15 protein-coding genes are annotated in these 20867 nt (G+C 32.6%); 10 read left to right on the top strand and 5 right to left on the bottom strand.

Annotated elements, in window-relative coordinates; genetic code table 11:
- Positions 1 to 740: 740 nt before the first annotated feature.
- From smpB to ACSSV5_RS10000, 3 genes are read right to left on the bottom strand one after another with little or no spacing between them, the layout of a single operon-like run.
- Positions 741 to 1202 (bottom strand): SsrA-binding protein SmpB, encoded by a 462-nt coding sequence (gene smpB / locus ACSSV5_RS10010; RefSeq protein ID WP_211066598.1) that lies wholly within the window; start codon positions 1200 to 1202, stop codon positions 741 to 743.
- Positions 1203 to 1207: 5 nt separating this feature from the next.
- Positions 1208 to 2452 carry a competence/damage-inducible protein A gene (locus ACSSV5_RS10005; RefSeq protein WP_454245763.1) on the bottom strand — a complete coding sequence of 415 codons (1245 nt, stop codon included), beginning with the start codon at positions 2450 to 2452 and terminating at the stop codon, positions 1208 to 1210.
- Entirely contained in the window at positions 2453 to 3064 is a 612-nt protein-coding gene (locus ACSSV5_RS10000) for a fumarylacetoacetate hydrolase family protein (protein WP_454245762.1), read from the bottom strand.
- Positions 3065 to 3213: 149 nt separating this feature from the next.
- On the opposite strand from ACSSV5_RS10000, the gene sucC reads away from it, so the two are divergent.
- From sucC to miaE, 5 genes are all read left to right on the top strand, one after another.
- Positions 3214 to 4407 (top strand): ADP-forming succinate--CoA ligase subunit beta, encoded by a 1194-nt coding sequence (gene sucC / locus ACSSV5_RS09995; protein WP_454245761.1) that lies wholly within the window; start codon positions 3214 to 3216, stop codon positions 4405 to 4407.
- Positions 4408 to 4506: 99 nt separating this feature from the next.
- Entirely contained in the window at positions 4507 to 7860 is a 3354-nt protein-coding gene (mfd, locus tag ACSSV5_RS09990) for a transcription-repair coupling factor (protein WP_454245760.1), read from the top strand.
- 150 nt (positions 7861 to 8010) lie between these two features.
- Complete coding sequence (gene lon, locus ACSSV5_RS09985) at positions 8011 to 10461, top strand: endopeptidase La (protein WP_454245759.1); 2451 nt, start codon at positions 8011 to 8013, stop codon at positions 10459 to 10461.
- 616 nt (positions 10462 to 11077) lie between these two features.
- Entirely contained in the window at positions 11078 to 12763 is a 1686-nt protein-coding gene (dnaX, locus tag ACSSV5_RS09980; RefSeq protein ID WP_454245758.1) for a DNA polymerase III subunit gamma/tau, read from the top strand.
- Positions 12764 to 12766: 3 nt separating this feature from the next.
- The gene (gene miaE, locus ACSSV5_RS09975; RefSeq protein ID WP_211066591.1) at positions 12767 to 13348 is read left to right on the top strand and encodes a tRNA-(ms[2]io[6]A)-hydroxylase; all 582 of its coding nucleotides are present in this window, start codon (positions 12767 to 12769) and stop codon (positions 13346 to 13348) included.
- Here the strand turns inward: miaE and aroB are convergent.
- Positions 13345 to 14403: a 3-dehydroquinate synthase gene (aroB, locus tag ACSSV5_RS09970; protein WP_454245757.1), complete on the bottom strand. Its 1059-nt coding sequence runs from the start codon at positions 14401 to 14403 to the stop codon at positions 13345 to 13347. The two genes, miaE and aroB, sit on opposite strands and share 4 nt — an antisense overlap.
- Positions 14404 to 14495: 92 nt before the next feature.
- Here aroB and ACSSV5_RS09965 point away from each other — a divergent pair, with 92 nt between their 5' ends.
- The 4 genes from ACSSV5_RS09965 to ACSSV5_RS09950 all read left to right on the top strand — a co-directional run bounded on the left by ACSSV5_RS09965 (position 14496) and on the right by ACSSV5_RS09950 (position 19427).
- A complete protein-coding gene (locus ACSSV5_RS09965) occupies positions 14496 to 15689 on the top strand; it encodes a proline dehydrogenase family protein (protein ID WP_454245756.1) in 1194 nt (397 codons plus the stop codon).
- 587 nt (positions 15690 to 16276) lie between these two features.
- A complete protein-coding gene (locus tag ACSSV5_RS09960) occupies positions 16277 to 17530 on the top strand; it encodes a PAS domain-containing sensor histidine kinase (protein ID WP_454245755.1) in 1254 nt (417 codons plus the stop codon).
- Positions 17530 to 18564: a response regulator gene (locus ACSSV5_RS09955; RefSeq protein WP_454245754.1), complete on the top strand. Its 1035-nt coding sequence runs from the start codon at positions 17530 to 17532 to the stop codon at positions 18562 to 18564. The genes ACSSV5_RS09960 and ACSSV5_RS09955 overlap by 1 nt, the downstream gene beginning before the upstream one ends.
- A gap of 77 nt (positions 18565 to 18641) precedes the next feature.
- Positions 18642 to 19427 (top strand): universal stress protein, encoded by a 786-nt coding sequence (locus ACSSV5_RS09950; RefSeq protein WP_454245753.1) that lies wholly within the window; start codon positions 18642 to 18644, stop codon positions 19425 to 19427.
- On the opposite strand, the gene ACSSV5_RS09945 is transcribed toward ACSSV5_RS09950, so the two are convergent.
- Positions 19424 to 20254, bottom strand: coding sequence for a universal stress protein (locus ACSSV5_RS09945; RefSeq protein WP_454245752.1), 831 nt, complete (start codon positions 20252 to 20254; stop codon positions 19424 to 19426). The two genes, ACSSV5_RS09950 and ACSSV5_RS09945, sit on opposite strands and share 4 nt — an antisense overlap.
- Positions 20255 to 20393: 139 nt before the next feature.
- Between ACSSV5_RS09945 and rimP the strand changes: the two genes are divergently transcribed.
- Positions 20394 to 20867, top strand: coding sequence for a ribosome assembly cofactor RimP (gene rimP / locus ACSSV5_RS09940; RefSeq protein ID WP_454245751.1), 474 nt, complete (start codon positions 20394 to 20396; stop codon positions 20865 to 20867).

Below are 20867 nucleotides of genomic sequence, written 5' to 3'. Positions count from 1 at the left end.
TAAGCTTGAGAAAAAATTAAAAAACTTATCAAGAGAACGTAAATCTAAATTTATACAAAAATACTCGAACACTGACGAAGCATAGCTTGTCAGTACGCTGACCGTAGCGTCAGCATACAGACGAATACAGCTTGTCAGTATGCTGACCGTAGCGTCAGCATACAGACGAATACAGCTTGTCAGTATGCTGACCGTAGCGTCAGCATCCCTCTTTCTTCACAATAAATGACCTCAATAAGCTTATTTACAGAGTGTTGAGGTTTTTTAAAATTGATTTGTCCGACCATTATCCGACGACTTCAATTTTTCGTGTTTTTGAGGGCTTATTTTAATTATCGTAGATTTGTGTTCTACTTATTTAACGATAAGTAAATTTGAGCAAACTAAAAGCTTTTACATCTCTAAGGGCTTTTTTAGCAAATAGACTAAGTATTTAAAGATACTGTATTGGACTGTTTCCTTTAAGGAGGGCTTTAAATCTTAGTTTAATTTAGAATAGTGTTGCCAGTATCTTTAGACTTACTTCAAAGACTTGCCCTAATGCACTATTTTGATTTGTAGAGGAATTGAGTAAGCAGTTCCACTATGCCCAATTAAGCGATACCCTGCAAAATAGTTGAGTTGAAAAACCAATCTTTGCCTTAACGGTATCGCTTTTTTAAATATAACCCCAAACAAAAAGGTCAAGCAAAAAAGTGATTAGTTTTTAATTTTTTATAGGTATATTTTTAATAAAATCTTTAATTGTTAAATGCTTTTTTAATGCGGTCTAAACGTTTTTTGGTATCGCGTTTTTTAATATCCTCTCGTTTATCATAGAGTTTTTTCCCTTTACAAAGTGCAATAACTAGTTTAGCAATCCCTCTGTCATTAATGAATAGACGCAAAGGAATGATAGTTAAACCTGTGTTTCTAACTTCTTTGTGCAGCTTTTTGAGTTCTTTTTTTTGTAATAAAAGTTTACGTTCGCTTTTAGGTTTGTGATTAAAATGCGTAGCGTGAGAATATTCTTCAATATGCATATTGATCACAAACAGTTCACCTCTATCGTTGAACTCGCAAAAGCTTTCAGCAATAGAGGCTTTGCCTTCACGAATTGATTTGATTTCAGTGCCAACAAGTTTGATGCCTGCGGTATATTTATCCAAAATTTCGTATTGAAATTTGGCTTTTCTATTTTTGATATTGATGTTGTTGCTCATAACTCTTAGACTTTTATTTGGTCATAAAGCATTTCTAAAGCTTTGTTGACGGCTTTTTGGGTCACGCGTTCCCTATGGGTACCAAAATTAAATTTTTCGACGACAACTTCAGACTGATAAGCCAAAGCTATAAAAACTGTGCCGATTTCCGCATCGCTATCGCCTTTTGTTGGCCCTGCGTTTCCTGTTGTTGCGACTGCAATATCTGCTTTGAACATTTTTTGAACACGTTTGGCCATTTCTTTAGTAATTTCAGCACTTACCACTGAATATTTTTCAATAAATTGTTTTGAGATTCCTAATACGTCGTGTTTTGCTGAAGTGGCATAACTCACAATACTGCCTTTAAAATAAGCCGATGCACCTGGAATTTCGGTAAATTTTGCTGCTAAACGACCGCCAGTGCAACTTTCGGCTGTAGCTAAGGTGAGATGTTTTTCGGTTAAGCTTTTAGCGATGTTTTCTTCTATACTGTTTTCATCTTCGTAACCTTTGATGATATCACCAATGAGTTTGTGCAATTTTTCAATTTCTTGATTAATAGTATTTTGCAATAATTTTTCATCATCGCCACGAGCGGTTAATCTTAATCTCACTCTGCCTAAGCTTGGCAAGTAAGCCAATTTGATGAAATTTGGTAAGTTGTTTTCCCAATCTTCAATTCTGTCGGCAATGGCACTTTCTCCAAGACCGTAAGTTAAAACGGTTTTATGAAGAATAAACGGGCGATTAAAACGGTCTTTAAGTCTTGGTATGACTTCATTTCTCATCAAAGCTTTCATCTCATAAGGCACGCCTGGCATTGAAATAAAGACTTTGTTGTCTTTTTCAAACCACATTCCTGGTGCTGTGCCATACTGATTGTTAAGTGCTAAACATTTTGATGGCAAATAGGCTTGCGAGCGGTTGGCTTCTAAAATAGGATGACTTATATATTTTTCAAAAATATTTTCAACGTGTTCAAGTGTCTTTTGGTCTAAAACCAATTCGTCATTAAAATATTGGCAGAGTGTATGTTTTGTGATGTCGTCTTTGGTTGGTCCTAATCCACCAGTAGTAATGATAATATCGGCACGTGTTTCAGCATCTTTCAAAGCTTTTAGAATATGACTTTGTTCATCTTTTATGGATGTGATTTGTATAATTTCAATTCCTATTTTGTTGAGTTGTTGACCGAGAAATGCTGAATTGGTATCAACAATTTGACCGATTAATATCTCGTCGCCTATGGTTATAATTTCTGCGTACATTTATTTTACATTAACTTTAAAAACTGACTGATTTTCTATTTTTCCGATCAAAACATCATTTTCTTCAACTTTGCCTACTCCAGAAGGTGTTCCTGTAAAAATGATATCGCCTATTTTTAAAGTAAAAAACTGAGAGATATAAGCGATGAGTTCATCGATTTTCCAAAGCATTAATTTGGTATTGCCTTGTTGAACGATTTTGTTGTTTTTTAGTAAAGAAAAATTCAAATTATTTAAATCAAAATCTGATTTATCAAACCATTGTTGTCCGATAAGTGTTGCACCGTCAAAACCTTTAGCCTTTTCCCAAGGTAAGCCTTTAGTTTTGAGTTTTGATTGTAAATCTCGTGCTGTAAAGTCAATTCCCAATCCAAATTCTTGATAATATTTATGAGCAAATTTGGGCTGAATGTATTTGCCGAGTTTATTGATTTTGACTATAACCTCAACTTCGTGATGCACTTCATTTGAAAATTCAGGAATCACAAATGGATGCGATTTAGGTAAAACCGATGAATCTGGTTTAATAAAAATAACCGGATCATCGGGTTTTTCGTTTTCTAACTCGTTGATATGTTCGGTATAGTTTCGACCAATACAAATTATTTTCATATTGCTTTTAATTAAAACAGCTACAAATGTAAACCATGCATTAAGGATATTGACTTAAAATTAAGCTAAATCATAATTTGGGTTAAAAATCTTGTTTCAACTTTATAAATTATTACTTTTGTGCATCTAAAATTTTTTAAACAAAGATTATGAATCTTCACGAATATCAAGGTAAAGAAATACTCAGTAGTTTTGGTGTAAATATTCAACGCGGTATAGTAGCTACAACATCAGATGAAGCAGTAGAAGCAGCCAAAAAACTCACAGAAGAAACCGGTACGGGTTGGCATGTGATAAAAGCCCAAGTTCACGCTGGTGGTCGCGGTAAAGGCGGTGGTGTTAAGTTGGCTAAAAATCTTAAAGAAGTAAAGGAAATTGCCAATGAAATCATCGGCATGAACCTTGTCACGCCACAAACCTCTAAAGAAGGCAAAAAAGTAAATCAAGTTTTGATTACTGAAGATGTTTACTATCCAGGCGATAGTGAACCAGAAGAATATTATATGTCAGTTTTACTCGATCGTGCCAAAGGTAGGAATATGATTATGTATTCGCCTGAAGGTGGAATGGACATAGAAACTGTGGCTGAAAAAACACCAGATAAGATATTTACTGAAGTGATTGATCCTGCTACAGGCATTTTGCCGTTTCAAGCTCGAAAAATTGCTTTTAATTTAGATTTATCAGGTCAAGCTTTTAAAGAAATGTGCAAGTTTGTTACAAACCTATACAAAGCTTATGAAGGCTCAGATTCATCATTATTTGAAATTAATCCTGTGCTAAAAACCAGCGATGATAAAATAATGGCTGTAGATTCTAAAGTTACCATAGATGACAGTGCTTTGTTTAGACATAAAGATTATCAAGCGATGCGTGATATTAGAGAAGAAGACCCAACTGAAGTTGAAGCTAAAGAAGCTGGCTTGAGTTATGTCAATCTTGATGGTAACGTGGGTTGTATGGTAAATGGAGCGGGTTTAGCTATGGCAACAATGGATTTGATCAAACAAGCTGGTGGTGAACCTGCAAACTTCCTTGATGTTGGTGGCACAGCTGATGCTAAACGTGTTGAAGAAGCTTTCAGATTGATTCTTAAAGATGAAAAAGTTGAAGCGATATTAATCAATATTTTTGGCGGAATTGTACGTTGTGACCGTGTTGCAGAAGGTGTTGTAGAAGCTTACAAAAATCTTGGTGATAAAATCAATGTGCCAATCATTGTTAGGCTTCAAGGTACAAACGCTGACTTGGCTAAAGAATTAATTGACAATTCTGGCTTAAATGTAGAAAGTGCAGTTTTATTTCAAGAAGCTGCAGATAAAGTTCAAGAGGTGTTGAGTTAAAAATTTTACTTTATATGATATCAAAAAACCGTTTCAAACTTGGAACGGTTTTTTTTTATCAAAATTTATACTTTACTTTTGTAGCTTCTTTTTAAAAATATGACTAAAACAGAACTCTTAAACCTGTTCTCTAAAGCCAATTCGGTTCAGCCTATATTGTCTCAAATTAGGGAGCAAAATCCAAAGATATTTCAGCTTAAGAATTTGATTGGTTCATCAAAAAGTTTTTACACCATTGAACTATTCAAACAAGCCAATTTACCCTTTATTTTTATTTTGAAAGATAAAGAAACCGCAGCTTATCACCTTAATGAATTAGAAGATTTTTTAGGTCATGAAGAAGTGCTTTTTTATCCAAGTAGCTATCGCCGACCATATGAAATTGAAGAAACCGACAACGCCAATGTCTTGCTCAGAGCAGAAGTGCTTAACAGACTAAACTCTAGAAAAAAACCCGTTATCATCGTTACTTACCCTAATGCTTTATTTGAAAAAGTAGTTACTAAGAGCGAATTAAGCCGAAATACTTTAAAAATAAATCGCGGGGATCGATTAGATTTAGATTTTGTAAATGAAACTCTTTTTGAATACGACTTCAAACGCGTAGATTTTGTTACTAAACCTGGCGAATTTTCTGTGAGAGGTGGTATAATTGATATTTATTCCTTTAGCCATGACGAGCCTTATCGGATTGAATTTTTTGGTGATGAGATAGAAAGTATCAGAACTTTTGATATTGAGACTCAACTATCTAATCAAACCCATAGCAAGGCTTCAATTATGCCTAATGTTGAAAATAAATATGTGCAGGAAAAACGACAAAGTTTTTTGGAATATATCAAACAACAAAGTTTGATAATAACTGAAAATCCTGAATTGCTAAAAGCAGACTTGAATGAATTATTTAAAAAAGCTGAAAATAATTTCAAACAACTTTCTGAAAATGTTAGCTATTCCAAACCTTCAGAATTGTTTTGTCATGGAGATGAGTTGATAGCTCAACTTCAAAATTTCAATTGTATTCAATATCACAACCAAAATTTTTTAGGAGCTTCAGATAATTTTATTTTTACTTGCCATACTTCTCCTCAACCAGCTTTCAATAAAAAATTTGATTTACTGATTGATGATTTGGAAAAGCATCAAAAATCGGATTACACCAATGTAATTTGCTGCTTGAATCAACAACAAGCCCAACGTTTTCACGACATTTTTGAGGATATGCAGTTTACCAATTACCAAACTTTAGTCTTGGGCTTACACGAAGGTTTTATAGACCATAATAGTAAGTTGGTCTGTTATACCGATCATCAAATTTTTGAGCGTTACCACAAGTTTAAGCTTAAAAATAAATTCTCCAAACAACAAGCTATTACCTTAAAGGAGTTGACACAGCTTGAGCGTGGCGACTACGTGACACATATTGACCACGGTATTGGCAAATTTGGAGGTTTACAAAAAATAGAAGTAAATGGCAACACACAAGAAGCCATCAAATTGGTTTATGGCGAAGGAGATGTTTTATATCTAAACATTCACGCCTTACACAAAATTTCAAAATATAATGGCAAAGACGGTCAAGCCCCAAAAGTTTATAAACTTGGTAGTAAAGCTTGGAAAAAACTCAAACAAAAAACAAAAACCAGAGTTAAAAAAATCGCTTTCGACCTTATCAAACTTTACGCTAAGCGAAAATTAAAAAAAGGCTTTCAATTTGGACCAGACTCTTATTTGCAACACGAGTTAGAAGCTTCTTTTATTTATGAAGATACTCCAGACCAAAGTACAGCAACAGAAGCGGTAAAAAAAGACATGGAAAGCCAACAACCCATGGACAGACTTGTTTGTGGCGATGTAGGTTTTGGTAAAACTGAAGTTGCTATACGAGCTGCTTTTAAAGCTGTTGATAATGGAAAACAAGTTGCCGTTTTAGTGCCAACCACAATTTTGGCTTTTCAACATCACAAAACTTTTTCGGAACGTTTGAAAGACTTTCCTGTTACAATAGATTACATCAATCGATTTAAAACGGCAAAAGAAAAACGAGAGACGCTTTCAGATTTAAAATCAGGACAACTGGATATTATAATTGGCACACATCAATTGGTTAATAAAGCCGATTTTTTCAAAGATTTAGGTCTGTTAATTATCGATGAAGAACAAAAATTTGGTGTGGCCGTAAAAGACAAACTCAAAAATTTTAAAACTAATGTAGATACTTTAACCTTAACAGCAACACCAATTCCTAGAACCTTACAATTTAGCTTGATGGCTGCCAGAGATTTATCAACCATCACAACGCCACCGCCAAACCGTTATCCCATCGAAACTCGAGTTATTCGATTTTCTGAAGACGCCATTAGAGACGCCATTAATTATGAACTGCAACGTGGCGGTCAAGTCTTTTTTATACACAATCGAATAGAAAATATTAATGAAGTGGCAGGATTACTTCAACGTTTAGTGCCAGATGCTAAAATTGGAATTGGTCATGGTCAAATGGAAGGTAAAAAATTAGAACAATTGATGCTTAGTTTTATGAATAGTCAGTTTGATGTATTGGTATCAACAACTATCATTGAAAGTGGTCTTGATATTACCAATGCAAATACTATAATAATTAATAATGCAAATCATTTTGGCGTATCCGATTTACATCAAATGCGTGGTCGTGTTGGGAGAAGTAATAAAAAAGCATTTTGTTACCTCATCACACCAAGTCTTATCAATATGACACCTGATGCCAGAAAACGCATCACAGCATTAGAGCAATTTTCTGACTTGGGCAGTGGAATCAAAATTGCAATGAAAGACTTAGAAATTCGTGGAGCAGGCGATTTGCTTGGTGGTGAGCAAAGCGGATTTATCAATGAAATCGGATTTGATACTTACCAAAAAATACTTAATGAAGCCATAGAAGAACTCAAGGAAAATGAATTTAAAGATTTATATAAATCTGAAAATCAGAATGTAAACAAAGATTTTGTTAAAGATGTTCAAATAGACACTGATTTTGAAACACTTTTTCCAGACGATTATATCAACAACATCACCGAGAGGTTAAATCTTTATACTAAACTCAATGATATAAAAACATCAGATAAGTTAGAGTCATTTAAAGATGAACTCAAAGACCGTTTTGGTGACCTGCCTATTCAAGTAATAGATTTATTAGACAGTGTCAAGTTAAAATGGACTGCGGCTAAGGTTGGAATTGAAAAATTAGTCATCAAACAACATAAAATGATTGGTTATTTTATTGCTAACCAAGAATCATCTTTTTACCAAAGTAATCAATTTAGACAAGTTTTAGCTCAAATTCAACAAAGTCAAAATCAATTTATTTTGAAAGAAAAGAAAACAAGAAATGGTTTGAGATTGGTATTAAATTTTGGGCATATCGAAAATATTGAGCATGCTTTACAAAAAATCAATAAACTTACAAGTCCATAATTTTAACGGAAAAAATACATTTCATTTGTTTTTGGCATAGGAATTGGATTATTAAAGTAATCATTTTAAAAAAACGTATCAAGACAAGTTATATCTATCTTTATGAAGATTTGAGTAATTTTGATATGACATCATGACTAAAATTTAATTATGAGTAACAGAAAAATATTTAATATTGACAATTTGTCATCACAAGAATTTGACGAAGATGCAGAATTAATTCCGTTGATGACATCAGAAGATGAAGATGCAATCAATTCAGAAACCTTACCAGACGAATTGCCGATTTTGCCTTTAAAAAATACAGTACTATTTCCAGGAGTGGTAATACCTATAACTGCTGGCAGAGATAAATCAATCAAACTTATAAACAACGCTAATGCCACTAATAAAATTGTAGGTGTAGTCGCTCAAATTGATAACGAGGTAGAGGAACCTACTTTCAAAGACTTAAATAGGGTTGGTGTTGTTGCTAAAATACTTAGGGTTTTAAAAATGCCCGATGGTAATACGACTGTAATCATTCAAGGTAAAAAGAGATTTAAAATAGAACAGGTTGTAAGCGAAGAACCTTACATAAAAAGTAAAGTTTCAGAATTTTCAGAGGATTTAAGTGATATTGTTGAGGAAGAATTTACAACCATTATTGAAGAGTTAAAATCATTGGCTTTACGCATCATCAAAGAAAGTCCTAACATTCCTACAGAAGCTTCATTTGCAGTAAAAAATATAGAAAGTTCTTCCTTTCTTATCAATTTTATTTCTTCAAATATGAGTTTAGATGTTGATGAAAAACAAAAATTGTTAGAAATATCTAATCTTAAAGAACGGGCTTTAGCTACTCTAAAACAAATGAATGTAGAGTATCAAAAACTTGCATTAAGAAATGATATTCAATCTAAGGTACAAACTGACATCAATCAGCAACAACGAGAATATTTTTTGCACCAGCAAATGAAAACCATACAAGAAGAACTTGGAGGGGTTTCTCAGGAAAACGAAATTGAAGAGCTACAGAAAAAAGCCAAATCCAAAAAATGGTCTAAAGAGGTTTCTAAGCATTTTGATAAAGAATTGGCAAAATTAAGACGCATGAATCCTCAAGTCCCAGAGCATTCTATTCAACGTAATTATTTAGAGTTGCTTTTAGATTTACCATGGGATAATTTCAGCCAAGATAAATTTGATCTTAAAAAAGCACAAAGTGTACTTGACCGAGATCACTACGGCTTAGAAGATGTAAAAAGACGTATCATTGAATATTTGGCGGTTTTAAAATTGAGAAATGACATGAAATCGCCTATTCTTTGCTTATACGGACCACCTGGTGTAGGTAAAACGTCTTTAGGGAAGTCTATTGCTGAAGCAGTTGGGCGTAAATATGTGAGAGTTTCATTAGGTGGCTTACGCGATGAAGCTGAGATAAGAGGTCATAGAAAAACATATATTGGTGCTATGCCAGGTAGAATTGTTCAAAATATCAAAAAAGCTGGAACTTCTAATCCTGTTTTTGTTCTTGATGAAATAGACAAGTTAGCTCAAGGTATGCAAGGCGATCCTGCTTCAGCTTTACTTGAAGTGCTTGATCCAGAGCAAAATAATGATTTTTACGATAATTTTTTAGAAATGGGTTATGACCTTTCTAAGGTGATGTTTATTGCTACTGCAAATAATTTAGGTTCTATACAACCAGCTCTTAGAGATCGTATGGAAATCATAAATGTGAATGGTTACACAGTAGAAGAAAAAATTCAAATTGCCAAAAGACATCTTATCCCTAAACAAATTAAAGAACATGGTTTGAGCAAAGATCAAATAAAACTGCATAAACCAGAAATACAAAGCATTGTAGAAGGTTACACTAGAGAATCTGGCGTGCGTGGGCTAGAAAAACAAATAGCTAAGGTGGTTAGAGGGATTGCTAAAAAAATCGCATTAGAGGAAACCTATAATCCAGAATTAAGCAAAGATGACATTATAGAAATTTTAGGTGCACCCAAACTCAAAGCCAATTTATATGAAAACAACCAAGTCGCTGGAGTGGTAACTGGTCTTGCTTGGACGGCTGTTGGTGGTGATATTTTATTTATTGAATCTACACTTTCTAAAGGCAAAGGTCAATTAAACATTACAGGCAATTTAGGTAAAGTGATGAAAGAATCTGCAACCATTGCGATGGAATACATCAAATCTAATGCAGAAAAATTTAACATCAATCCTGACATTTTTGAAAAATACAACGTGCATATTCACGTGCCTGAAGGTGCTACACCAAAAGATGGTCCAAGTGCTGGTATCACTATGTTGACGAGTCTATTTTCTTTATTTACCCAAAGAAAAGTCAAACAAAAACTAGCAATGACTGGTGAAATCACCCTTAGAGGCAAAGTATTGCCCGTTGGTGGCTTAAAAGAAAAGATATTGGCAGCCAAACGTGCCAATATCAAAGATATTATCCTTTGTGAAGAAAACAAACGCGATATAGAGGAGATTAAAAAAGACTATATCAAAGGATTGCGTTTTCATTACGTCAGCGATATGTCTGAAGTTTTGGAAATTGCCATTACCAATCAAAAAGTTAAAAATGCTAAAGTATTGTAAAACTTTTTTTAAGACAATGATTTTAAAAATGTGAGAGAGCAAAATTGATAGAATTTGTCTTTTATGCTTTGGTCTATTTATATGAGATTAAATAGGATATCCTCATTCTTTTATAAACCACTTACAGGGAAGAAATTGAAATTATAGAAAATGGATAAATCCATTCACCATCGAATATTTGCAAACCATAGCCAATGCACAATCCTAAGCGTTTCAACGGTTTTAAATAGTTGGATTGGAGCCATTCTAATTATAACAACGTGAGTTCGATATAAATTTCAATAAAATATATTCATATAAAATACAGATATCTAATCATTTGTCATGTCGAAAGAGCGAAGCATGAGCGACGAGACATCTCAGTAGGATGAGATTCCTCCTCATGCTTCGTTCGAAATGACAAAATTTGCTAACAAAAAGATATAATCATCTGATTTACAGCTTTCAATATATCGAACTCAGGTTATAACAAATCCTAAATCTATAACTTTAAATTCTGACTTTCTGAGGAAACCCTAAATGAAACTGATTAATCAATCACGGACTAAATTAGCAATCTAATAGCTTTTTTGACCAAAAGTTCTATTCAAATGATAGCTTTATTTATATTTGTGCTATGAACCATTTTGTAGTATCCGCACGAAAATACAGACCAGATACTTTTGAAGAAGTTATCGGTCAAAAAGCAGTGACCAACACGCTAAAAAATGCTATTGACAATAATCACTTGGCACAAGCATTGCTATTCACTGGACCACGTGGAGTTGGCAAAACTTCCTGTGCCCGAATTTTAGCCAAAACAGTCAACCAAGTGTCTTCTGATAGTGAAACTTCTGATTATGCTTTTAATATTTTTGAATTAGATGCTGCTTCCAATAACTCGGTTGATGATATCAGAAATCTCAATGACCAAGTACGCATCCCACCACAAACTGGTAATTTTAAAGTTTACATCATTGATGAAGTACACATGCTTTCATCGGCTGCGTTTAATGCGTTTTTAAAAACTTTAGAAGAACCGCCAAAACACGCTATTTTTATTTTAGCCACAACCGAAAAACATAAAATTATTCCAACGATTTTATCTCGTTGTCAAGTGTTTGATTTTAAACGCATCACAGTTCAAGATATCCTAGAACACCTTAAAGAAATTGCTGCAAAAGAAGGCGTAGAAGCCGAAGATGAAGCTTTGCTAATCATTGCTCAAAAATCTGATGGAGCTATGCGAGATGCATTGTCAACTTACGATCGCGTGGTAAGTTATTGCGGTAATAAACTCACACGAAAGGCTGTTGCAGAAAATTTAAATATCCTTGATTTTGAAACTTTTTTACATGCCACCGATTTAATTCTAAAGGCTGATATACCTGGATTAGTTACCTATTTTAATGCAGTTATAGCCAAAGGATATGATGGTCAGCATTTCATCAGTGGTTTAGCGTCTCATTTTAGAGATCTTTTGGTCTGTAAAAATCCATCAACGATAGAGCTCCTTGATGTTGGAGATGAAGCTAAGAAAAAATACAAAGAGCAATCTGAAAATTTTAGCTTTCAACAATTATTAACATCTATAGATTTAGCAAATACATGTGATTTTAATTATAAATTAAGTCAAAATAAGCTACTACATGTAGAACTGTGTCTGATGAAACTAGCAAGTCAAGAGACGATTTTATCACAAAAAAAAAAGCCTAAATCCATAGCGTCTCCAGTTGTAGAAAAAAAATCAAAAAAATCTATAACCTCTGCAAAAAAAGACAAAACCCAAACTGATAACACTGAGAAAGTTAACAATACAACTGAGCAGAAAGAGCAAAAGCAAGAATCTGTTCAAAATGCAGCACCATTAAAAAAAAGTGCATTATCGCTTAAGTCAATTGAATTTAAGAAAAATCACGTTCAAAAAAATAAGAATAAACAAGTTGAGACAGAAATTTTAAATGAAAAATTTAGCCTTGATAGTCTAAAATCTGCTTGGATAAAATTTGCTGAAATTATAGACGATAGAGGAGAAAAATTACTCGCTTCTACTTTGCTATCTGATGTTCCAAAACTCAAGGATAATACCATTGAAATACAATTGCCAAATGAAACCATGAAAATTGATATTCAAAGGAATAAAGATCGTATTCTAAAATATTTAAAAAACACCTTAAGAAATTCGCATCTCGATCTTGTCATTCACGTGAGCCAATTTCAAGAGAAAAAATACTTGCATACCAATGAAGAAAAATACAAGTATTTTGTAGAAAAAAACCCAAACGTAGAATTGTTAAGAAAAAAACTCGATTTAGAATTTTAAAATATGTTAGGTTTAAAACTTCCAACAGACCCAAGATGGGCTAATATAGCTGAAAAAAACATAGAAGAAATTTTAATCGATCATGCCTATTGTGAGCAAAAAGCCGCATCAACAGCTATTTCGCTAATTGTCAGTTTTCCTGAATATGAAATGCTTGTTACCAAAATGACCGAACTCGCTCAAGAAGAAATGAGTCATTTCAAAATGGTTCATGATTTAATTAAAACCAAAAACATCACAATGGGTCGAGATAGAAAAGATTTATATGTTGTACAGCTACAAAAATTCTTTGAAAAAGGCGGTAGTCGAACCAACCAACTCATACATAGATTGCTTTATGCCGCACTCATCGAAGCAAGAAGTTGTGAGCGTTTTAGGCTATTGTCAGAAAATTTAAAAGATGAAAAACTAAGAGCCTTTTACAAAAAACTTATGATTTCTGAAGCCAATCATTACACCATGTTTCTTCAACTTGCTAGACATTATGGCGATAAAAATATTGTTGACCAAAAATGGCACAAATTGCTAAACTACGAAGCTGAAATAATGAAAAAGTTAGGTCAACATGAAAGTATTCATGGCTAATCTTTTGCATAGAAATCAAAAGCTTCATAGATTAATTTGTTTTCTACTTGACAATCCAAAACGTATTGCCCTATATTTTTGAGCAATACAAAATTGACTTTACCTTTGATATTTTTTTTGTCATATTTCATTAAATCAATGATTTGTGAAATTTCATCACGACCAAAATTTTGAGATATATAAAATCTTTTGACTAAGGATTTTAATTGATTCAATACACGTTTTGGGTAACCGAACATTTTATGAGAAATAAAAGTTTCTAAGACCAAACCTATTGCTATAGCTTCACCATGAAGCAAGTGTTTAGTTGGGTCAAGCGACAATCTGTAGGATTCTATAGCATGTCCTAAAGTATGACCATAATTCAAAATTTTTCTTATTCCTTTTTCTGATGTGTCTGCATCGACTATCATTTTTTTTATTTTAATAGATTCTTCCACGAGGTCTTTAATATTTTCACTATCAACTTTTTCTAAATCTAAACATTTATCAAAATACGTATGAGATTTTACATTGATTAAACCGTGTTTTATCATTTCAGCAAAACCACTTACCATTTGGTTATGAGGTAGTGTTTTCAAAAAAACTTGGTCTATTAAAATCATTTCAGGTTGTTTTATGACACCAATTTGATTTTTTAGATTTTTAAAATCAACGCCGTTTTTTCCGCCAATAGCTGCGTCAATCATACCTAACAATGTAGTTGGAATGTGCACAAAAGCAATTCCACGTCTAAAACATGAAGCTGTAAACCCACCAATATCTGTTATCACACCACCACCTAAGTTAATCAGTAAAGATTGCCTGTCAGCTCCATTATCAGAAAGGTTTTGCCATATAACTGAGCAGGTTTCAAGATTTTTATGCATTTCTCCAAAAGGAATCAATACGGTTTTAAAATTAAAGCTAACGCGATTTTTAAAATGATCTAAACAATGTGTTTTTGTGTTGTTATCAATCAACAAAAATACGCTTGAAACTGAGGCTGTTTTAACAAGTGTATCTAAGGTTTTATAAGCTTTTTTCTCAAATAAAATGCTCTTATCATCTATCATTATTTTATCAATTTTTAAGAAATGCAAATTAGTTAAATACACCTGACTTTTTGCGTCTTTTATTATTTATCTTTGAGGTAAATTTGACTGATATGATAGACACAAAAATTTTCAATAACACCAAAAGGGCTTTTATTTTAAAATCTGAAAAGGATTTAAAAAGGTCAATATTTATTTTTAAATTGATGAATATTCCTCTTTTGGTGCCTTTAGGTATTTTTTTTACAAAAATTGCCCTTAAGCTCCGGTTGCCGATAGAGTGGATAATAAAAAAAACAGTTTTTGAACAATTCTGTGGTGGCACAACTCAAAAAGACTGTTTACCTCTTATCAAACTCATGTATTCTAAACATGTTTATAGTGTTTTAGACTATTCAGTAGAAGGAAAAAGTGATGAAAAAGAATTTGAAAAAGCTGCAAAAACAAAAGCAGAAATCATAAAATTTGCCTCAGAACAAAAAGAAATACCTTTTGCAGTTGCCAAACCCACTGGTTTAGGTCGTTTTAAGATTTGGGAAAAAGTAAGTCAAAACGAAGAATTAAGCTCATCAGAACAATCAGAATGGAATCGCATCCAAAAACGAGTTAAAATGCTGTGCCAAACTGCAGCTGATTACAACACAAAACTTATGTTTGATGCAGAAGAAACATGGATGCAGAAAGCAGTTGACGATTTGATTGAAGAAATGATGAAAATTTACAACAGAGATAAGGCTATTATTTTTAATACTATTCAATGCTACAGATGGGACAGGTTAGCCTATCTCAAAGATATTCACGAAAGAGCTAAAAAAGAAAATTTTAAACTTGGATTTAAAATTGTTAGAGGTGCTTATATGGAAAAAGAAAACGCGAGAGCTAGAAGAAAAAGATACCAAACTCCAATATGTGAAGACAAGGAAGCTACAGATGTTAATTTTAATGCTATTATGTGCTATTGTATCGATAATATAGATGATATCGCTACTTTTATAGGTACTCATAACGAGGTTTCAACTTATATGGCTTTACAATTAATGTCTCAAAAAGGCTTAAAATTAGATGATGATCGTGTTTGGTTTGGTCAGCTTTATGGTATGAGTGATCACATAAGCTATAATCTTGGCGAAGAATGTTCAAACGCTATTAAGCTTGTTCCCTTTGGTCCAGTGAGAGACGTGGTGCCTTACTTGTTTAGAAGAGCTCAAGAAAATTCGTCTGTCCAAGGACAATCATCACGTGAGTTATCACTTTTGTTAGAAGAAAAAGAAAGGCGTAAAGGTCAATATGTGAAACGAGTGAATTAAATTTTAATGCCTCAACTCAAAACCTTTAGAAAAAATTATAACTTTACTATGATTTATATCTAAACAATTTGGATGATGAAGATTTTTTAGATCATAGATTGAATGCTAATTTAGATTGAGTTTATAATTACGTGAGTTCGATATAAATTCCAATAAAATATATTCATATAAAATACAGATATTTAATTATCTGTCATGTCGATAGAGCGAAGCATGAGGGACGAGATATCTCAGTAGGATTGGATTTCTCCTCATTCTTCGTTCGAAATGACAAAATTTGCTTACAAAAAGATGTAATCATCTGATTTATAGCTTTCAATAAATCGAACTCAGGTTATAATTTTTTTGAACCAATGCGTGAAAGTCAATTAAATAAAATAAAAACTATTGCTAACAGTCCAAAACAAAAATGCATAGATTTGTGTTGAAATGAGATTTAATTTTTTTTAGAAAATAAAATTTTAACCGAAAAACTTGTTCATTTTAAGTCGTACTTATGTTTTGTGTGAAATATTAAACAAACCTACTCACTGAAAACTATGGAAGTTACTTAATAAATTCTTATTTTTGGACATAAATTTGAAAACTTGAGTAGCTTTACATTATCAAATTCTGAAGTATTTTCGATTCTATTTAATGGCATATCAGAAGGAGCCTTAATCGTGAACAAACAACAACTAATCGTTGAGCTTAACGACTCAGCGGTGAAAATGTTTGGTTATGAAATTCATGAATTGAAAGGTCAACATATCAATATATTGATTCCACAAAAATTTCATCATAAACACGAAGCATACGTAAAATCTTTCATTAAAAAAAAAGAAAGTCGCCAAATGGGTGTTGGTCGAAATATTTTTGGTTTAACTAAATCAGGCAAAACCTTTCCCTTAGAAGCGGGCTTAAATCCTTTTGAAATTAAAGGTGAAAAATATGTGATGACGCTGATCACTGATATCAGCAAAAGAGTCGAAGCAGAACAAGAAATTTTAGATCTCAATGCATCGCTTGAAGAAAAAGTTCATAAACGCACCAAAGATCTCAAATCAAGTGTTGAAGAACTTTCAGAACTTAACGATTTACTGAAAGACGAAATTATGCGTAGAAAACAAGCCGAAGCTCGCATAAAAACAGCTCTTCAAAAAGAACGTGAACTCAATGATTTGAAAACCAAATTCTTATCCTTAGTCTCTCACGAGTTTAAAACACCCTTGAGCGGAATTTTGACATCTTCTACATTAGCCAAAAAATACACTCAGACTGAGCAACAGGAAAAGCGTGAAAAACACTTAAATACCATCAAAAATAAAGTGCATTATCTAACGAGTATTCTCAACGATTTTCTTTCAGTTGAGCGATTAGAAACAGGAAAATTCACCTATAAATTTGAACGCTTCAGTTTGTTAAATTTGATTAATGAAGTTGTTTATAATGCCAATGTAACTTTAAAAGCAGGTCAAATTATTAATTATCCTCAAGATTTACAAGATGTAGAATTGTATCAAGATAGGCATGTTTTAGAGCTGATTTTATCTAATTTGCTCAACAATGCAATAAAATATTCAAGAGAAGATACCACTATAACTTTAGATATTAATTTTGACGATAAATATTTAAAGTTTGATATTCAGGATCAAGGCATTGGTATTCCCGAAAAAGATCAACAACACATCTTTGAACGCTATTTTAGGGCAGAAAATGCTTTACTCAATCAAGGCACAGGTATTGGTTTAAACATCATTAAAGTTCATTTAGATAATTTAGGTGGAGATATTTATTTTGAAAGTCAAGAAAATAAAGGCTCTACATTTTTTATAAAACTTCCAATAAAACACGACAACTAATGGCTAAAAAAATACTATTGATAGAAGACGATATGACCGTAAGAGAAAATACGGCTGAAATACTTGAACTATCAGATTATGAAGTGCAAACAGCTTCCGATGGACTTAAAGGCGTAGAAGAAGCCAAACGTTTTAATCCCGACCTCATTGTTTGTGATATTATGATGCCTGAGTTGGATGGCTATGGAGTTTTAGAAATTTTGTCTAAAAATCCACAAACTCAGTACATTCCATTTATTTTTCTTTCTGCAAAAACCGACCATAAAGACATTAGAAAAGGTATGGATTTAGGTGCAGACGACTATTTGACTAAACCTTTTGAAGAAGATGAATTGATCAGTGCTATTGAAAGCCGGATTGCTAAAACGGCAATTCTTCAACAGCGACAAGACAATCAACAAAGTCATCCTAAATTAAGCAATTTTGAAGACCTTAAAAAACATTTAAAAAGTTATGAGCTTAAATCTTTTGAAACTTCAGAAGTGGTTTATGACAGCAATAAAGGCTCAAATTATTTTTATATGGTTGACAAAGGCGTTGTCAAAACCTATATGATTGATGAAAATGGCAAAGAATTGATAACTGCTCTATATAAAACTGACGATGTTTTTGGCGATTTTACATTTAAACACAACTCCTCAAAAGAAATAGCAGAATGCCTTGAGCCAACCGAGTTATATTGCATTCCTAAATCAGATTTTAAAAACTTTTTAGATGCCAATACAAAAATGCTTTATGACATTATTGATGTGCTAGACCATAATTTGCAAGACACTAAAAATCAGTTGCTTGATATGGCGTATAGCTCGGTAAAGCGTAAAACAGCACAAACTATTATTTTATTTACCGAACGACTTAAACGCAACAAACTAAGGCAAATCAGAATTTCACGTGCCGATTTGGCTGCAGTGGCTGGCATTGCTCAAGAAAGTTTGATAAGAACACTATCTAAATTAAAAAAAGAAGGCCTTATAGAAATTGAAGGTCGTAATATTAAAGTGTTAGATTTTGAAAAATTAGAGCAAATTTCTTAGTCTATTTTTTTAAAACTGACAAATATCATTTCACAACACCTGCTTTGACATTAGTTTTGTAACCTATACAGGAGTTTATGCAGGTTTTACTTCTTACTGATTTTTCTAAGAACGCCAAAATAACACAGGAATATGCCCTAAATTTTTTTGGCGAAGAAGATGTGCATTTTGTTTTATTTCACGCTATGAAACCTTGTAAAACATCGACTTGCAATGGGATTTGTGCAAAAAAAAGAGAGAGAAATTTACTCGAAAATGAACACAATTTAGAATCAAAACTGAAGCCAAATCATACGCTTTCAAAAGTTTTTATAAAAAATAATCTCGTAGATGCCGTTAGAAATTATATCGATAAAAACTCCGTGGATATGATTTTAATGGGAGGAAAAGGAAAAACTTCAGATGAAGATAGACAATTTGGAAAAAATACATTTGACATTGTTACTAAAATAAAATGTCCAATTCTCGTTGTATTTGAAAACTCTGTCATAAAAATTCCGAACCATATTGTGTTTCCTTTAGATTATGGAATTTCATTTCAATACAAATATTTTAAAACCATAAGTCAACTTGTTTTTTGGAAAAAAATAAATTTATCCATATTAGAAGTGCCAAACCGAATACTTAATAATTTGTTGTTTAAAAAAAACAATAAAGATAAAATAGCAAAAACTTTTAAGGAAATCAATTTTCAATTCAAGCCCATTCAATCCAAAGATGAAAAAGCGATTTATGAAGCTTGTTTAGATGCTGATATGATTATGTTTATGGCAAAAAATTTGAGTATAAGTAATCAAATATTTCAACAACTCAACACAAAAAACTTAAATCAACAAGCCCCGCTGTTAGTGCTTCATGCTTAAATTTTAAAAGTCACAATTGGTCGTTTAGCATGATTGACTAAATCTTCACTCAAACTTCCATTAATAAAATGTGCCAAACCTTTGCGACCATGCGTGCTTATACCGATTAAATCTGCATTGATTTTGTTGCCGTAATTTAAAATTCCCGTTTCAACATTGACATCATTATATACGCTAAATTGGTAGTCAGCTTCATCAATATTTTCAGTGAAACTTTTGAGTTTATCATCAATTTCATCAGTAGTGCTAAACTTACTCGCTGTATTGACCATCACTAACTCGATAGTTGTGTCGAGTTTGTTAGCAAAATCAATAGCTTTTTTAAATGTTGGAATCGATTCAGAGTCTAAATCTGTGGCAAAAACAAACTTTTTAACTTCAAATAATGGGATCTCTTTTTTAATCACCAAAACTGGAATTTCAGAATGGCGAACCACCTTTTCGGTATTCGAACCGATAAATATTTCCTTCAAGCCATCTGCACCACTTGAACCCATTATAATCACATCGCATTGGTGTTTTTTGCTAATTTCCATAATGCCATCAAAGGCTTCATGAAATTCAACAGTTTCATTAACTTTTATACCTTTTAGATAATCTTTTTTCATCACTTCATTAAACCTTTGATGAGCTAATTTCATAAAGAAAAGAGCTTCAGGTAAATCACCTGTACCTCTTGGTTGCGATGGGTCAATTAAATCAAGAGGCAACTCTAACATGTGCAAAAGAAAAATTTCACTATCAAAATTTTTAGCGATTTGTGCAGCAACTTTTAAAGCATTTTCTGCTTCGGGCGAGAAGTCTGTTGGGACGAGAATTTTTTTCATAAGATTAAGTTTAAAAATTGTTAATAAAACTACAAAAAAATATCTGAAACATAAAAGTTTTTTCAAATTGTAATTTAATTGTATATTTGCAAAAGATTAAGGGTAGAGGGGACATTTTGTCCCCTCTTTTTATAAATTTATGCAAGCAAAGGATATCATAGAACAGGCGATTTCAGCAATTTTTGAAGAAAGAACAGATTTATTTTTAGTCAATAAGCATATCTCTGACGGTCTAGATATCAATTTAACCATAGATGGAGATGAACTTGTAAATGTTTCAGATTGTATTTCAGTAAGTAGAAAAATAGAAGCTGCTCTCGATAGAGACTTGTATGACTTTTCTATCAAAGTTCAATCGCCTGGTGCTGATGAACCTTTGGTGGACAAAAGACAATACAAAAAACACATCGGTAGAAAATTGAAATTGAAAACCGACACAGAAAAAATTGAAGGCAAGTTAGTCGAAGTCAATGACAATGAAATCAGACTCACTTGGAAATCAAGAGAGAAAAAAACAAAAGGCAAAGGAAAAATAACCGTAGAACACGACAAAACTTTTCCTTTTGAAACCATAAAAGAAGCCAGTATCAAATTAATGTTTAATAAAAATTAA

Source organism: Psychroflexus sp. MBR-150 (assembly GCF_053628795.1).
This window is presented reverse-complemented; position numbering and strand designations above follow the sequence as displayed.